Source organism: Nocardioides soli, from assembly GCF_014191495.1.
In the GTDB taxonomy this organism is placed as follows: domain Bacteria; phylum Actinomycetota; class Actinomycetes; order Propionibacteriales; family Nocardioidaceae; genus Nocardioides; species Nocardioides soli.
Map to the genome: position 1 here is coordinate 79,009 of NZ_JACHWR010000004.1, position 14,643 is coordinate 93,651.

At 71.0% G+C, this 14,643-nt stretch carries 14 protein-coding genes; 9 read left to right on the plus strand and 5 right to left on the minus strand.

Translation table 11 applies throughout. From position 1 onward, the window contains the following. Positions 1–11: 11 nt before the first annotated feature. The 3 genes from FHU40_RS23285 to FHU40_RS23295 form a co-directional block, all read right to left on the minus strand. Positions 12–773: a response regulator transcription factor gene (locus tag FHU40_RS23285; RefSeq protein ID WP_183594898.1), complete on the minus strand. Its 762-nt coding sequence runs from the start codon at positions 771–773 to the stop codon at positions 12–14. Positions 774–961: 188 nt separating this feature from the next. Further along, the gene (locus tag FHU40_RS23290) at positions 962–3,028 is read right to left on the minus strand and encodes a 3-hydroxyacyl-CoA dehydrogenase NAD-binding domain-containing protein (protein ID WP_183594899.1); all 2,067 of its coding nucleotides are present in this window, start codon (positions 3,026–3,028) and stop codon (positions 962–964) included. Then, complete coding sequence (locus FHU40_RS23295; RefSeq protein WP_183594900.1) at positions 3,028–4,230, minus strand: thiolase family protein; 1,203 nt, start codon at positions 4,228–4,230, stop codon at positions 3,028–3,030. The genes FHU40_RS23290 and FHU40_RS23295 overlap by 1 nt, the downstream gene beginning before the upstream one ends. 159 nt (positions 4,231–4,389) lie before the next feature. Here FHU40_RS23295 and FHU40_RS23300 point away from each other — a divergent pair, with 159 nt between their 5' ends. From FHU40_RS23300 to FHU40_RS23325, 6 genes are all read left to right on the plus strand, one after another. Next, positions 4,390–5,613 (plus strand): hypothetical protein, encoded by a 1,224-nt coding sequence (locus tag FHU40_RS23300; RefSeq protein ID WP_183594901.1) that lies wholly within the window; start codon positions 4,390–4,392, stop codon positions 5,611–5,613. 94 nt (positions 5,614–5,707) lie between these two features. Then, positions 5,708–6,682: a PAC2 family protein gene (locus FHU40_RS23305; protein ID WP_343058006.1), complete on the plus strand. Its 975-nt coding sequence runs from the start codon at positions 5,708–5,710 to the stop codon at positions 6,680–6,682. Then, positions 6,682–7,533 carry an acyl-CoA thioesterase gene (locus FHU40_RS23310; RefSeq protein ID WP_183594902.1) on the plus strand — a complete coding sequence of 284 codons (852 nt, stop codon included), beginning with the start codon at positions 6,682–6,684 and terminating at the stop codon, positions 7,531–7,533. The genes FHU40_RS23305 and FHU40_RS23310 overlap by 1 nt, the downstream gene beginning before the upstream one ends. After that, positions 7,530–8,423, plus strand: coding sequence for an acyl-CoA thioesterase (locus FHU40_RS23315; RefSeq protein WP_183594903.1), 894 nt, complete (start codon positions 7,530–7,532; stop codon positions 8,421–8,423). The genes FHU40_RS23310 and FHU40_RS23315 overlap by 4 nt, the downstream gene beginning before the upstream one ends. A gap of 53 nt (positions 8,424–8,476) precedes the next feature. Next, positions 8,477–9,598: a DNA glycosylase AlkZ-like family protein gene (locus tag FHU40_RS23320; protein ID WP_183594904.1), complete on the plus strand. Its 1,122-nt coding sequence runs from the start codon at positions 8,477–8,479 to the stop codon at positions 9,596–9,598. 132 nt (positions 9,599–9,730) lie between these two features. Next, positions 9,731–10,372: a sigma-70 family RNA polymerase sigma factor gene (locus FHU40_RS23325; RefSeq protein ID WP_183594905.1), complete on the plus strand. Its 642-nt coding sequence runs from the start codon at positions 9,731–9,733 to the stop codon at positions 10,370–10,372. An 88-nt stretch (positions 10,373–10,460) separates the two neighbouring features. On the opposite strand, the gene FHU40_RS23330 is transcribed toward FHU40_RS23325, so the two are convergent. Further along, positions 10,461–11,141 carry a TetR/AcrR family transcriptional regulator gene (locus FHU40_RS23330; protein WP_183594906.1) on the minus strand — a complete coding sequence of 227 codons (681 nt, stop codon included), beginning with the start codon at positions 11,139–11,141 and terminating at the stop codon, positions 10,461–10,463. Positions 11,142–11,213: 72 nt separating this feature from the next. Here FHU40_RS23330 and FHU40_RS23335 point away from each other — a divergent pair, with 72 nt between their 5' ends. Then, a complete protein-coding gene (locus tag FHU40_RS23335) occupies positions 11,214–11,435 on the plus strand; it encodes a hypothetical protein (RefSeq protein WP_183594907.1) in 222 nt (73 codons plus the stop codon). 17 nt (positions 11,436–11,452) lie between these two features. Here FHU40_RS23335 and FHU40_RS23340 read toward each other — a convergent pair whose 3' ends face one another. Beyond that, positions 11,453–11,782 carry an ATP dependent DNA ligase gene (locus tag FHU40_RS23340; protein ID WP_343058007.1) on the minus strand — a complete coding sequence of 110 codons (330 nt, stop codon included), beginning with the start codon at positions 11,780–11,782 and terminating at the stop codon, positions 11,453–11,455. Here FHU40_RS23340 and FHU40_RS23345 point away from each other — a divergent pair. Together FHU40_RS23345 and FHU40_RS23350 are read left to right on the plus strand one after the other, a co-directional pair. After that, entirely contained in the window at positions 11,754–13,190 is a 1,437-nt protein-coding gene (locus FHU40_RS23345) for a recombinase family protein (RefSeq protein ID WP_183594908.1), read from the plus strand. The two genes, FHU40_RS23340 and FHU40_RS23345, sit on opposite strands and share 29 nt — an antisense overlap. Before the next feature lie 202 nt (positions 13,191–13,392). Beyond that, on the plus strand, positions 13,393–14,058 hold the full coding sequence (locus FHU40_RS23350; RefSeq protein ID WP_183594909.1) for a sigma-70 region 4 domain-containing protein: 666 nt from the start codon (positions 13,393–13,395) through the stop codon (positions 14,056–14,058). Positions 14,059–14,643: the final 585 nt, after the last annotated feature.

Genomic DNA, 14,643 nt, shown 5'->3' on the forward strand with positions numbered 1-14,643 from the left:
AGTCGGGAGGATCAGCCGGCGACCGACAGCCAGTGCTCGGCGGGCGCGGACCAGCCGGCCTGGTGGGCGAGGGCGACGGCGGCCAACTGGCTGTTCACGCCGAGCTTGGCGAAGATCGACTTGATCTGGGTGCGCACGGTCGCCTCCGACACGACCCCCTCGCGCGCGATCGCGGCGGTGCTGCGGCCACCCATGAGCTGGGTGACGATCTCCCGCTCGCGCGGGGTCAGCGAGTCGAGCCGCGAGCGGGCCGACCCGGCGTGGTCGTCGGCGCGCCGGGCCGCGGCGAGCAGCGGCTCCCGCTGCGCCGCGTCGAGCAGGGGGCGACCGGCGGCCGCTCGGTCAAGCGCGTCGCGGAGCGTGGCGAGGTCGCAGCTGTGCGAGAGGACGCCGACGGCGCCGGCCCGCAGCCAGCGTCCCCAGCTGGCCGGGTCCCGGTCGACGGGGGTCGAGCAGAGCGCGACCACGGCGGCGCCGTGGCCGGAGAGCCCGTCGATCACGGCCTCGCCGTCGACGTACGGCCCGAGCCGGCTGGACACGAGCGCGAGGTCGGGCCGGGTGGCTCGCGCCGCGGCGACGATGCCGGCGGCGGTCGCCCTGCCGGGGACGACGACCTGGCGGACCCGGAACCGGCCCCAGAGGCTGCCCTCGAGGGCGTCGCTGAACGCCGCGTGCTGCTCGACGATCGTCAGGCGGGGCGGCCGGCGGCGTGGGAGCGGAGTGACGTCGGCGGTGTCGGTGTCGGTGTCGGTGCTGGTGTCGGTGTCGGTCATGGACCCGATTCCCCTGTGACCCGGGACCCGCGTGCAGCGGGATCACCAGTCAGGAGCACCGAGTCGGGCGCCAAGTACCTGCGCAGGTCGAGGTCCGGATCGAGACGACCCAACTCATGGCTGGGACGACGAAGCTTCGTCATTCCAGCGGGAGTTTCGTCGGCCGGCCGACGAAACTCCCGCCCGGATCAGTGGAACGTGCCGAGGCCCTCACGCTCGAGGAGCATCGTCAGCCCGCCGTTCCAGAAGGAGAAGCCGGCACCGGTGATCATCGCCAGGTCGAGGTCCTCGGCCGCGGCGACGACGCCCTCGTCGAGCATCCGGCGGGCCTCGTCGGCCAGGCCGGTGAGCACCCGGGTGCGCACCTCGTCGGCGGTGAGCACCACCGGCGAGGAGGGCTGTTCCAGCAGCGCCTCGACCTCGGGGTCGAGGCTGCCGTCGGGGCCGTAGTACGACGCCTTCCGCGCCGCGACCACGCGCTCGAGCGCGGGGGAGACGTAGAAGCGGTCGGGGAACGCGCCGTGCAGCGTCTCGTTGTTGTGCAGCGCGATGGCCGGGCCGACGAGCGAGAGCAGCACGAACGGCGGCATCGGCGCGACGCCCGCGAAGGCCCCGTCGACGACCGGCACCGGGGTGCCCTCGTCGACGATCCGGCCGACCTCGCCCATGAACCGGCCGAGCAGTCGGTTGACGATGAACGACGGGCTGTCGTTGACCAGGATCGTGGTCTTCTTCAGCGCCTTGCCGGTGGCGAACGCCGTGGCCAGCGTCGCGTCCGACGTCTCCTCCCCGCGCACGATCTCCAGCAGCGGCATCACCGCGACCGGGTTGAAGAAGTGGAAGCCGACGACCCGCTCGGGGTGCTCGAGGTCGGCCGCCATCTCGGTGATCGAGAGCGACGAGGTGTTGGTCGCGAGGACGCACTCCGGCGACACGGCCTTCTCGACGTCCGCGAACACCGACTTCTTGACCGACATCTCCTCGAAGACGGCCTCGATCACGAAGTCAGCGTCGTGGAAGGTCTCCTTGTCAACGGCACCGGTGACGAGCGCGCCGAGGCGGTTCGCCCTGTCGTTGCTGATGCGGCCCCTGGCGAGCAGCTTGTCGATCTCGGCGTGCACGTAGGCCACGCCCTTGTCGACCCGCTCCTGGTCGAGGTCGGTCAGCACCACCGGCACCTCGAGCCGACGCACGAACAGCAGCGCCATCTGCGAAGCCATCAGGCCGGCGCCGACGATGCCGACCTTGGTGACCGGGCGGGCGAGCGAGCGGTCCGGCGCACCGGCCGGGCGCTTGGCCCGCTTCTGCACCAGGTCGAACGCGTAGAGCGACGCGATCAGCTCCGGCGTGTGCGACATCGCCTCCAGGGCGTCGTCCTCGCGAGCGAATCCCGCGTCGCGGTCGCCGTCGCGGGCCGCGTCGATGAGCTCGACCGCCGTCAGCGCAGCGGGGCTCGCGCCACCGGTCCGCGCCTGCACAATGCCGCGGGCCCGCTCGACGGCGGCGTCCCACGCCTCGCCTCGGTCGACGGCCGGCCGCTCGACGGCGATCTCGCCGCGCAGCACGGCGCCGGCCCAGAGCAGCGACTGCTCCAGGTAGTCCGCGCCGGAGAAGACCGCGTCCGCGAGACCGAGCTCGTACGCCGCGGCGCCACGGAGCGTCTTGCCGTTGTTGAGCGGGTTCTCGAGGATCACCGTCACGGCTCGGTCGGCGCCGATCAGGTTCGGTACGAGGAACGCGCCGCCCCAGCCGGGCACCAGGCCGAGCATGACCTCGGGCAGGCCGAGCGCCGGGGCGCTGTCCATGACCGTGCGGTAGGTGCAGTGCAGCGCGACCTCGAGTCCGCCGCCCAGGGCGAGGCCGTTGACGAAGCCGAACGACGGCTTGTCGCCGTCCTGCAGCTTGCGGAAGACCGCGTGTCCGAGCCCGGCGACCACGCGCACCGCGTCGGGTCCGCCGCCGGCGATCGAGGTCAGGTCGGCGCCGGCCGCGAGGATGAACGGCTTGCCGGTGACGCCGATTGCGACGACCTCGTCGTCGGCGAGCGCGGCGTCGATGGCGGTGTTCAGCTCGATCAGCGAGCGCGGGCCGAACGTGTTCGGCTTGGTGTGGTCCTCGCCGTTGTCGAGGGTGATCAGGCCCATCACGCCGGGCCCACCGGGGAGCGTCACCTTCCGCAGGTGGGCGCGGGTGACGCGCTCGGCGTCGGAGGAGATCTCCTGGGCGCGGGCCAGCAGGTTCGTCAGGTCGCTCATCAGGCGTCCGCCTTCCAGTTCGGGTTCTCCCAGATCACCGTGCCGCCCATGCCGATGCCGATGCACATGGTGGTCAGGCCGTAGCGCACCTCGGGGTGCTCCTCGAACGCCTTCGCCAGCTGGGTCATCAGGCGCACGCCCGACGAGGCGAGCGGGTGGCCCATCGCGATCGCACCGCCGTACGGGTTCACCCGAGGGTCGTCGTCGGCGATGCCGAAGTGCTCCAGGAAGGCCAGCACCTGCACGGCGAACGCCTCGTTGACCTCGAACGCGCCGATCTCGTCGATCGTCAGGCCCGCTTGCTTGAGTGCCTTCTCGGTCGCCGGGATCGGGCCAGCGCCCATCACCTCCGGCTCGACGCCGACGAAGGCGTAGGAGACCAGGCGCATCTTCACGGGCAGGCCGAGCTCGCGCGCGGTCTCCTCGTCGGCGAGCAGCGCCGCGGTGGCGCCGTCGTTGATGCCGGCCGCGTTGCCCGCGGTCACCTTGCCGTGCGGGCGGAACGGCGTCTTCAGCGCGGCCAGCGACTCGACGGTGGTGTCCGGTCGCATCGGCTCGTCGGTGGTGGCCAGGCCCCAGCCCTGCTCGACCGACCGGGTCGCGACCGGCACCAGGTCGGGCTGGAGCTTCCCGGCGTCGTACGCCGCGGCGGTCCGCTGCTGCGAGCGCACGGCGTAGGCGTCGACGCGCTCCTTGGTGATCGTGGGGTAGCGGTCGTGCAGGTTCTCGGCGGTCTTGCCCATCACCAGCGCGTCGGGGTCGACGAGCCGCTCGGAGAGGATCCGCGGGTTGGGATCGACGCCCTCGCCCATCGGGTGCCGGCCCATGTGCTCGACGCCGCCGGCGATCGCGACGTCGTAGGCGCCGAACGCGATGCCGGACGCCGTGGTCGTGACCGCGGTCATGGCGCCCGCGCACATCCGGTCGATCGCGTAGCCGGGCACGCTCTGCGGCAGCCCCGCGAGGAGGGCGGCGGTGCGGCCGATGGTCAGGCCCTGGTCGCCGATCTGGGTGGTCGCGGCGACGGCCACCTCGTCGACGCGCTCGGGCGGCAGTTCGGGGTTGCGGCGCAGGAGCTCGCGGATGCACTTGATCACGAGGTCGTCGGCGCGGGTCTCGGCGTACTGGCCCTTGGCCTTGCCGAACGGGGTGCGCACGCCGTCGACGAAGACGACCTCTCGCAGCTGTCGGGCACTACCCATCTCGGGGTCTCCTCGGGGGTCGGCGGGAACGGTTGACCCAAGGTTACCCCCGGGTAACAAGGTTGCCGAGTCGGCCCCCGGACCCGCGCGTGACACCAAAATTGGGTACGGCGGCGCCCACGGTCACCGTCGGGCGTCCGCCGGCGAACACTGGGGCCCATGGTCGGAGGCGCACGGCGCGATGGGGTCCGGCGCTGGCTCGGGGCGATGCTGGTCGTGTCGGTCGGTGCGACGACGATGGTCGGGACGGCGGGTCCGGCCTCCGCCGGCATCTCGCCCTACCACCGGTTCGCCGGGACGGTCGCCGGCGACGGGAGCATCACCGACGGCGGGGCGAGCTGCTCCTCCACGGGTGCACCCCGGGAGGTCTCGTTCGTGGTCTCCGGGGTGCCGACGGGCACGGCGCTCACCGGCGTCCGGATCAGTGGCCTGCTGGTCTCCCACCCGCAGGTCAGCGACCTCACCGCCACCCTGGTCGCGCCCGACGGCACCGACCACGTCCTCTTCGCCCGCACCGGGGTCGGTGCCGATGATCCGGACGGCTACGACGCGGCGCTCGTGGGTCCGTACACGTTCAGCGACGACCACAGCACCGAGTGGTGGACGTGGGCGTCCGGCGCCGAGGTGCCCGCCGGTCGGTACTTCTCGACCGCGCCGGGCACGCCGGGCGGGAGCGGTCCGGTCCGCACCGGGATCACCGCCGCCTTCGCCGGCCTCACCGACGCGAACGGCATCTGGAGGCTGCGCTTCGTCGACCACTGCCAAGGCCCGCCGGGGCCGCAGGGAGCGGTCCACGCCGCGACGCTCGAGCTCAAGACCGCGGTCGACGAGATGAGCAGCTGCATCGCCGAGGGGATGCGGACGGCCTCGGCGCAGGCCTCCCTGGTCGCCGCGGAGACGGCGCTCGACTCCGCCCGGGCCACGTTGACGGCCGCCGCCGCCCAGCTCGGCGCCGCCGACGCCGCCCGGACGTCGACGGCCGCCGATGCGGCGACCGCCATGGCCGCTGCGGCGAAGACGGCGGCCGCCGCCCAGGCCGCCGGGCACGCCGTGACGAAGGCGACCAAGGCGCTGAAGCAGGCGCGGAAGAAGGCGAAGAAGTCGGGCAAGCCCCAGGCGATCGCGAAGGTGCGGAAGGCGAAGAAGGCGCTGTCGGCCAATCGGGCGAGCAGGCGGACGGCGACCACCGCCGCCGGGTCCGCGGCGACCGCGAGCGCGAGTGCCGGTGCGGTCGCCGCCACTGCCGCCGGTGCGGCGACGCAGGCCGCTGCCGCTCGATCCACCGCGGACGCGGCGTACGACCTGGCCAGGGCCGGTTGGCAGAGCGCGCGCGACCGGCTCGAGCAGACGCGCGAGGCGGAGGCCTTCTGTCTGGACTCGTGAGCCGGGACTCCCCACCCGGGCGGAATGCGCCGCGCGACCACTACGGTTGTGCCCAGGGCGGCCGGGGTGGTCGCCCGCGACCGGAGGAGGGTGCGTGGCGGAGCGGGAGCGGCTGGTGCACATCGTCGACGACGTGCCCGAGCTCGAGGGCACGTCCACGCTCACGATGGTGCTGGCGCTCGACGGGTTCCTCGACGCGGGCAACGCGGCGGAGCGCGCGGTCCAGCACCTCGTCGACATGTCCGAGGGGCCCGTGGTGGCGACGTTCGACGTCGACCAGCTCCACGACTACCGCGCCCGGCGGCCGCCGATGTCCTTCGTGCGCGACCACTACGAGGCGTACGACGCGCCGCGACTCGTGGTCCGGCTGCTGCGCGACGCGGGCGGTACGCCGTACCTGCTGCTGCACGGCCCGGAGCCCGACAACCGCTGGGAGGCGTTCTGCCGCGCGGTGCGCGAGGTGGTCGAGCGGCTCGGCGTCACCCGCGTCGTCGGCATCGGGTCGGTGCCGATGGCGGTGCCGCACACCCGGCCGATCGCGCTGACCCCGCACGCGAACGACCCGTCCCTGCTCACCGCCGAGAGTCCGTGGCGCGGAGAGCTGCGGATCCCGAGCAGCGTCCAGGCGCTGCTGGAGATCCGCCTGGGGGAGTGGGGCCACGCCGCGATGGGCTTCGTCGCCCACGTGCCGCACTACCTCGCGCAGCTGGACTACCCGCTGGCCTCCGCGGCGCTGCTCGAACAGGTCGAGATCGCCGGCCGGCTCACGATCGACCTGTCCGGTCTGCACGCCGAGGCGGCGGACAAGGAGGCCGAGATCGCGGCCTACCTCGAGGCCAACCAGGAGGTCGCCGAGGTGGTCGCGGCGCTGGAGCGGCAGTACGACGCGTTCGAGCGCGCCGAGGAGAGCGGCACCAGCCTGCTCGCGGCCGATCAGCCGCTGCCGACGGGTGAGGAGATCGGCGCGCAGTTCGAGCAGTTCCTGGCCGGCCTCGACGGCCCCGACGGCCTCGAGGGCCGCGACGGCCCTGACGACGCCGACGACGCCGCCGGGCAGGAGCGCGACTGATGCCCCGCGACGCCGCCGAGCTCGTGGAGCTGCTCGATCTGGAGACGATCGACGACGACCTGTTCCGGGGCGCGCAGATGCCGACCTCCAGGTCGATGGTCTTCGGCGGGCAGGTGGCCGCGCAGTCCCTGGTCGCCGCCTCGCGCACGGTGGCCGACCCCTACACCGCACACTCGCTGCACTCCTACTTCCTGCAGCCCGGCGACCCGACGGTGCCGACGATCTACGACGTCGAGAACCTGCGCGACGGGCGCTCCTTCGCGACCCGCCGGGTGATCGCCCAGCAGCACGGCCGGCCGATCTACGCCCAGACCGTGAACTTCCACCTCGCCGAGCCCGGCCTCGAGCACGCGGAGCCGATGCCCGACGTACCCGGCCCCGACGACGCGTCGGTGCGCCCGATCAGCCGTCGGCTCCAGGAGGAGTTGCACGCCGACCAGTGGAACGTCGCCGAGATCCGGATCGTCGACACCTCGGCCGGCGCACCCGGCGACGCCCGCCATCCGGCGCGGCAGCGGGTCTGGATGCGGGTCGCGACGCCGCTGCCCGACGACCAGTTCTGGCACCGCGCCGCGTTCACCTACCTCTCGGACATGACGCTGGTCGGAGCGGCGATGGTCCCGCACGGCATCAGCCTCGGCCGGGGCGACGCGTTCGCCGCGTCGCTCGACCACGCGGTGTGGTTCCACCGGCCGTTCCGGGCCGACGAGTGGTGGCTCTACGACCAGGTCTCGCCCTCGGCGTCGTCGGGCCGCGGGCTGGTCCTGGCGCGGGTCTTCACCCAGGCCGGCGCGCTGGTCGCCTCGGTCGCGCAGGAGACCGTGCTCCGGCCACGTCAGGACAGGTCATGAACCCCACCGAGGAGCTGGTCGACCTGCTCGACCTCGAGCAGCTCGACGTCGACCTCTTCCGCGGCAAGCAGCCCGAGTCGGAGCGCGCCCGCGTCTACGGCGGCCAGGTCGCCGCCCAGGCCCTGATCGCGGCGATCCGTACCGTGCCGGAGGAGTACGTCGTGCACTCGCTGCACTCCTACTTCCTCCTCGGCGGCGACTACTCCGTGCCGATCGTCTACGACGTCGAGCGCCCCCGCGACGGCCGCTCGTTCGTGACCCGCCGGGTGGTGGCCCGCCAGCACGGCCGGCCGATCTACTACCAGTCGCTGAACTTCCAGCGTCCGGAGGACGGCTACGAGCACCAGGACGCGATGCCCGAGGTCGGCGCCCCGGAGACCGGCTTCGACCTGGTCGAGGTGATGCGCCGCGGCGGCAACGACGAGGCCGAGGCGCTCAGCAAGGAGTGGGGCGCCCTCGATGTGCGCTGGCTCGGCAACACCCGGTTCGGGCTCGAGCCCGAGGACGGCCACGTGTCGCAGGCCCGGATGTGGGTGCGGCTGCGGGAGAGTCTGCCGGACGATCCGGCGATCCACGCCGCCGCCTTCACCTACGCCAGCGACGTGAGCCTGCTCGGCTCCACGCTGTCGGCACACGACCTGAACCCGTCGCGCACCCAGATGGCCTCCCTCGACCACACGCTGTGGTTCCACCGGCCGTTCCGGGCCGACCAGTGGTGGCTCTACGACCAGTGGTCGCCGTCCGCGCAGGGCGGCCGGGGCCTGGCCTTCGGGCGGATCTTCACCGCCGACGGCGTGCTGGTCGCCACCGCCGCCCAGGAAGGGCTGATCCGGCCGCGGCGCCCCGGCTCCGAGGGTCCGGGCGCCCAGGAGCCCGTCGGCCGGCCCTGAGCTCCATCCGGTGGACCCGAGTGGGTGTCCCCGGTGCGGTCTACCGTCGGGGCATGGCCGATCCGCTCCAGCTCACCCGCGCCGATGCTCGGCGGATCGCGGTCCGCGCCCAGCTGCTGACGGCCGATCGGCCGCGCGACCTGCTCGAGGTCATCCGTCACCTCACCGTCGTGCAGGCGGAGCCGACCGCCGCGATCGCGCCGAGCGCCGACCTGGTGCTGTGGAGCAGGCTCGGGCCGACGTACGACGTGGCGGCGCTGCGCGACGCGCTCGACGAGCAGGCGCTGATCGAGCACCAGGGCTTCATCCGCCCGACCGGCGACATGACGCTGCTCCGCGCCGAGATGGCGGCGTGGCCGGGCACCGGGCCGCTCAAGGAGTGGCAGGTCGCCCGCGCAGAGTGGGTCGACGCCAACGCCGGCTGCCACCGCGACCTGCTCGACCGGCTGCGCCGCGACGGGCCGCTGCCGACCAGCGAGCTGCCCGACAGCTGCGAGGTGCCGTGGCGCTCGTCGGGGTGGAACAACGCCCGCAACGTGCAGATGCTGCTGATGCTGATGGTGGCTCGCGGTGAGGTCGCGTGCGTGGGGCGTGATGGCCGTGAGCAGCTCTGGGACCTCGCCGAGCGGATCTATCCCGACGAGCCCTTCCCCGACGTCGAGGAGGCACGCCGGCGGCGCGACGAGCGGCGGCTGGCCGCGCTCGGGATCGCCCGCAGCCGGGCCGCTGCGGCTCCGGGGGAGCAGCACGACGTGGGCGAGGCCGGGGTGCCGGCCGTCGTCGAGGGGGTGCGCGGCACCTGGCGGGTCGACCCGGCGCTCGCGGACGGCCAGGTCGCCCGCTCCGACGGCCGGGCCGCGCTGCTCTCGCCGTTCGACCGCCTCGTCCAGGACCGCAAGCGGCTCGCCGAGGTCTTCGAGTTCGACTACCTGCTCGAGATGTACAAGCCGGCCGCCCGGCGGAGATGGGGTTACTACGCATTGCCGGTCCTGTACGACGACCGGCTGGTCGGGAAGCTCGACGCGAGTGCCGACCGGGCGGAGGGCGCGCTGGTGGTGCGGGCCGTCCACGAGGACGAGCCGTTCTCGGCGGCGATGACCGCCGACGTCGACGCCGAGATCGACTCGCTCGCGCAGTGGCTCGGTCTCGACGTGGTGCGGTTGACGGAGCCCTGACCGGCGACCGAGGGCGGGTGCCGCGTGGCTGGTCTGGTCCAGGCTTGGGCCCCGCCCGGTCCTGCCGATGGGAGCCCCGGAGTCCGTGAACACCCGGCCGCCTCCACCGGGTAGGGCAGGCGGGTGGGAGACATGACGAACGCACACGAGCAGGTGCCGGCCGCGAGTCCGAGTGCCGAGGAGCGGACCCTGACCGCGGTGCCGCTCGTGCACCGGATCGTGCGCGAGATCTCCGCCCGGGTGCCGTCATGCGTCGACCGCGACGAGCTGCTCTCGGCGGGCCTGGTGGCCGCCCTGGAGGCCGCCCGGGCCTACCGTCCCGACGCGGACGGCGACTTCCTGCGCTACGCCGACGCCGTGGTCCGCAGCGAGATCCTGGTGGTGCTGCGCGCTATCGACCTCTCCGGACCGCGTCCCGGGCCGACGGTGGACGCCGAGAGCGCCGACGCGCGGCTGCTCGACCTGCGCGTGGCGCTGGACTCACTCGAGGAGCGGCACCGCCTCGTGCTCGACGGCTACTTCGTCGGCGAGTGCGACGCCGACGGGATCGCGGTCGAGCTGGGCCTCGCGGAGGCACAGGTGGTGCGGCTGCGGACCGAGGCGCTGATGCTGCTGCGAGACACGCTGCGTGCCGACGCCGCGGATGCCGTCGACGCGGCGGCGCGCGGGCCCCAGGAGGCGCGGCGCGCGCCGTACGCCGCGGTGGCCGCCCGTCGGCTGGTGCAGGCCAGCTCGATGCCCGACGGCAACGGGCTGCCGCGCGGCGCCGCCTGAGCCCCGCGCGGGGATCGTCGAGACCCGTCAGATGGTCGCTTTGCGCGCCTTCCGACGACCACTTCACGGGTCTCGACGACCCTGGGCATCAGCGCGAGGCGAGGGCCAGCGCGGCGGCGACCAGATAGTCGCGCACCTGCTCGGGCGAGATCGTGCCGACGGTGGGGATCCCGGGGGCGGCCTCCTTGACCAGGATGCCGACCCGGGCCAGCTGCAGGGCGCCGAGTCCGCTGGCGTAGAGGGTGTTGGCGAGCAGCACCGGGTCCTCGACCCGGAACGTGCCCTTCGCGACGCCCTCCTCGAGCACCTGGGTGAGCAGCGAGAGGCAGCCGGAGATGCCGCGGCCGAGCCGGAAGAGGGCGCTCTCGGACATCTCGTCGAGCAGGTCCGGGCCGGTACGCCGCATGATCGTCTGCGCGCAGTCGACGAACGCCGGATGCGCCACGCCGTACTCCACGAACGCCGCGACCAGGGCGCTGAGTTGCCGCTCCGGGTCGTCCGAGCCGGCGACGGCGCCGGCGAGCGCGACCCGGAGTTCCTCGAGGTATTCGACCAGCGTGAGCGCGAAGAGCTCCTCCTTGCCGGTGAAGTGCCGGTAGACGATCGCCCGGTTGATGCCGACCGCCTTCGCGATGTCCTCGATCTGGGCGTCGCGGACCCCGCGCTGGTCGAAGAGCCCGCGGGTCGCGGCGATGATCTCCTGCTCACGCGCCCGGCGCCGAGCCGCGGCCGCCGTCCGCCGCCCGTCGGTCTCGGGAGCTGTCGCCATGGCGTCATCGTACGAGCCGTGGAGCCCGGTGCTGCCCGGCCGTACCGCGGGCGACGGGTCATACTGGTCGGCATGATCCAGTCGCGTGCCGCTTGGCAGCCAGGGGAGGGCTCGCGCCTGTGGGGCTACCTGCTGCCGATGCTCCTGGTGCTGCCGATCGTGCTGCTGTGGGCCGTGGTGCTGCTGACGCTCGCCTGGGAGCAGACCCTCCTGCTGAGCGCACTGCTCACGGTCGCCGCGGTCGCCGCGTCCTGGTGGCTCTACCTGCGCACGCTGGGACCGCTGGAGCACTGACCCGCCGCGCGTGGGCCTCAGCCCAGGTAGTTCCGGACAGTCTCGATCGTGTCCGCCTCGTCGACCGGCTTGTCGTCGCGGTACCGCACGACCCGCGCGAACCGCAGCGCCACGCCGCCGGGGTAGCGCGTCGATCGCTGTACGCCGTCGAAGGCGATCTCGACCACCTGTTCGGGGCGGATCTCGACGACGTAGTGGTCGTGCACGGTCGTCGGTGACAGGGCGAGCTCAGTGAACCGCTCGGTCTGCCAGGCGAGCATCTCGTCGGTCATCCCCTTGAACGTCTTACAGCGAACGTGATTCAGTAAGGTGCCAAGCATGGGTGTGACGCGAGCGTATCGACGCATCTCGCTGGATACAGCGAAGTCAGGATCGATCGCCAAGCAGACAGAGCGGATCAGTGCTGCCGAGGTTGTCGCGGGCCGTGAGGTCGACGCTATCGAGTGGTACGCCGATGAGAGCGTCTCAGGCAGCAAGGTGCCCTTCGCTGGGCGTCCCGATGGTGCTCGGCTGATGGCCGATCTCGGGTCGGGAGATCGAGTCGTCGTCACCAAGATCGACCGCGCTGCGCGCAACGTGCTCGACCTGCTGAATATCGTCAAGCAGATTGAGGCCGCTGGCGCGACGGTTCACTTCGTTGACGACAAGATCGACACGGAGGGTCCGATGGGCAGGTTCATCCTGACGATCATCGCCGCTATCGCGGAGCTTGAGGCCGGCATCATCGCCGAGCGACGGCGAGACTCGTTGGAGTCCTTCAAGACGCAGGGTCGCCACGCGGTCGGCAAGGCACCCTTCGGATTCAAGTCTGTCGGCAACCCTGACGGGCGAGGACTTGTGATCGTTCTCGATCCAGACGCCGCTCCCCGGCTTCGTGAGGCCATTGGTCGAGTGATGGACGGCGAGTCACAGAACGCCGTCCGCCAGAGCATCGGCATGAGCAAGACCGGCTTTCACAAACTGCTTCACAACCCGAGGCTGGCGGGCATGACCCCTGACGGCGAAGGTGTCGTCACTGTCGACGGCATCCCCCGCATCGATCCGAACGCGGCTCTCTTGAGCATGTCTGAGTGGCGCGCCTTGCGGGACTTCCTCGGCGAGCCAGACAAGAAGTGGAGCCGCACGGACGGCATCGGGGCCGCGCTCTCATGCAAGGTCTGTGGCGGTCGCCTCTACAAGAACGTCTCAAAGTCGAAGAACAAGACGACAGGGCGGACTCACGACACCTATGTCTGCCGGAAGGCCAAGCACGCTCCGGGCGAGAACGCCCCTTCGATCATCTGCCACCGCGCGGACGAGTACGTCGAGAGCAAGTTCCTGGGGCTGTTTGGCGACCGTCGTGCCATGCTCGCTGCCGTTGTTGACGAGGACGCCGCAAGGCTAGAGGCTGTGAGCGCCGCTCAAGTCCGCCTCCAGGAGGCTCAGCGGCGGTTCGCTGCCGCAGCCACGGAAACAGACGAAGAAGAAGCGCTCACAGCCCTGCGAGAAGCGAAGCGAGCACTTGGCAAAGCGGAGCAGATGCCGGCGCGACGCACGACCAAAATCGAGGACTCTGGTCGAACGGTTGCTGAGGTCTGGGCGGACGCAGACAGTAACGAGCGCGTGCGGCTCCTAACTCGAGCCGGCCGCTGGGTGCTCGACTTCGGACGTGGGTCTGCTGAGAGCCGGATCTCGCTGGAGCCTGACGACCTGCTGACTGAGTTGCTCACCCGCGAAGTTGGTAGCTACATCGATGTCGGAGGCTTGATGATCTGATCTCGGTGCAGGGATCGCCTAGGGTTTCGTCCAGGCGCGGAAGCGGCCCCGGTAGGCTCGGGGCCGTTTCCCGTCAATCGTGGTCGAGCTTGGGATCTCGATCAGACCGAGACCATCAGAGCGCAGGGCGCGACCTTTCCGGCAGGACAGGCGTGAGCGCTGGCTCCCTTCTCCTGCATCACCTATGCAGAAGGGAGCCCCTTTGAGTCAGACCACCCATGATTGGTCCCTGTTGGACTGCCCCGGCGTTGAGGACGTGATCGAGCGGGCTGCGGCGAAGGTCGCTCGGCAGTACGCACTGGACGAGGACGATCTCAGGCAAATCGCCCGACTGCGCCTCTGCGACATGGAGACCAACCTGCCGGAGTGTGTGCCGGACAACCTAGGGATGCTCCACTATCGACTGGTCCAAGATCTCGCTGACCTCGCTCGAGTCGAAGCAGGCCAGCGTGACCGGCGTGAGTCGATGGACGCCTGGTCCGACGAGCTCAGGGCGTTTCGAGAGGCCAAGTCGCAAGCCGACGAGCGCTGTGACGGCGAAGTCTTGGTTGGCGCCGAGGGAACCATTGCGGGGTGGCTCCCAGTCGTCTGGGGTGCTGGCTACGACTGGCGCATACGGGTGGATGTCCTCGCGGCATGGATGGCCGATGTGAAAGTGGCGTGGGCGAAGGTCAAGCTCACCCCCAAGCAGCACGGTGCTTTGCTCCTCCATTGCGGCCTGGGATGGAGCCAGCTAGACATCGCTCGTAATCAGGGCGTGACACAGCAGGCCGTCTCTGTACGGATCAAGGCCGGCATGTCGAAAGTGATGGAGGCGCTCGGCGATCGCTCGGCTCCGGGGGCCGTCGAGCTTTCCCAAGTGGCCTAAAGAAAGTGTCACAAAGGTACTTGTGAAAGTCGGCCGGGCGCCCGTCTTGTTAGATGTAGAGGAACGGGCCGTCTCTCTGGTAGCCCCACGCGCTCAACGCCTCCTGGCCCCGAGATCTCCAGTTTGACTCGAGCTGGCGCGTGGGGCTCCTTCTCTCTACGTCGAATGGCGATTAACACACATCATCTTGAAAGGAGGTCGGTGAGCTTTGGACTCATTCGATCTGGGCGGACACACGTACCGCTCTCGTCGCGCTACGAGCGAGGCGCTCGGGGTTCACATCACAACCTTGTCCAACTGGCGCTGCTCTGGACGGGAGCCCTTGACGTCGTTCAAGTTCGGCCGCGGGATCTACTACAGGCAGGCTGATATCGATGGCTACCTATCTCGACGGCCCGGTCGGGTGTGAGCCTCGACGAAAAGTGCGGGTCATATGTAAGCAGTAGTACCGAAGCGCGGGGTCGAGAGCTCCTTGATCGCCTACAGCGAGACCGCTGTGACGAGTGGATTCGACGGATGCACTCTCTCGGCCTGAATGACCCCGAAAAGTGCGGGTCATATGTAAACAGTAGTAGAGAGTCCACA

What these genes read in the sequence shown, in the direction of transcription:
- FHU40_RS23285 (WP_183594898.1), bottom strand. Translation starts at nt 773, where the DNA reads ATGACCGACACCGACACCAGCACCGACACCGACACCGACACCGCCGAC.
- FHU40_RS23290 (WP_183594899.1), bottom strand. Translation starts at nt 3,028, where the DNA reads ATGAGCGACCTGACGAACCTGCTGGCCCGCGCCCAGGAGATCTCCTCC.
- FHU40_RS23295 (WP_183594900.1), bottom strand. Translation starts at nt 4,230, where the DNA reads ATGGGTAGTGCCCGACAGCTGCGAGAGGTCGTCTTCGTCGACGGCGTG.
- FHU40_RS23300 (WP_183594901.1), top strand. Translation starts at nt 4,390, where the DNA reads ATGGTCGGAGGCGCACGGCGCGATGGGGTCCGGCGCTGGCTCGGGGCG.
- FHU40_RS23310 (WP_183594902.1), top strand. Translation starts at nt 6,682, where the DNA reads ATGCCCCGCGACGCCGCCGAGCTCGTGGAGCTGCTCGATCTGGAGACG.
- FHU40_RS23315 (WP_183594903.1), top strand. Translation starts at nt 7,530, where the DNA reads ATGAACCCCACCGAGGAGCTGGTCGACCTGCTCGACCTCGAGCAGCTC.
- FHU40_RS23320 (WP_183594904.1), top strand. Translation starts at nt 8,477, where the DNA reads ATGGCCGATCCGCTCCAGCTCACCCGCGCCGATGCTCGGCGGATCGCG.
- FHU40_RS23325 (WP_183594905.1), top strand. Translation starts at nt 9,731, where the DNA reads ATGACGAACGCACACGAGCAGGTGCCGGCCGCGAGTCCGAGTGCCGAG.
- FHU40_RS23330 (WP_183594906.1), bottom strand. Translation starts at nt 11,141, where the DNA reads ATGGCGACAGCTCCCGAGACCGACGGGCGGCGGACGGCGGCCGCGGCT.
- FHU40_RS23335 (WP_183594907.1), top strand. Translation starts at nt 11,214, where the DNA reads ATGATCCAGTCGCGTGCCGCTTGGCAGCCAGGGGAGGGCTCGCGCCTG.
- FHU40_RS23345 (WP_183594908.1), top strand. Translation starts at nt 11,754, where the DNA reads ATGGGTGTGACGCGAGCGTATCGACGCATCTCGCTGGATACAGCGAAG.
- FHU40_RS23340 (WP_343058007.1), bottom strand. Translation starts at nt 11,782, where the DNA reads ATGCGTCGATACGCTCGCGTCACACCCATGCTTGGCACCTTACTGAAT.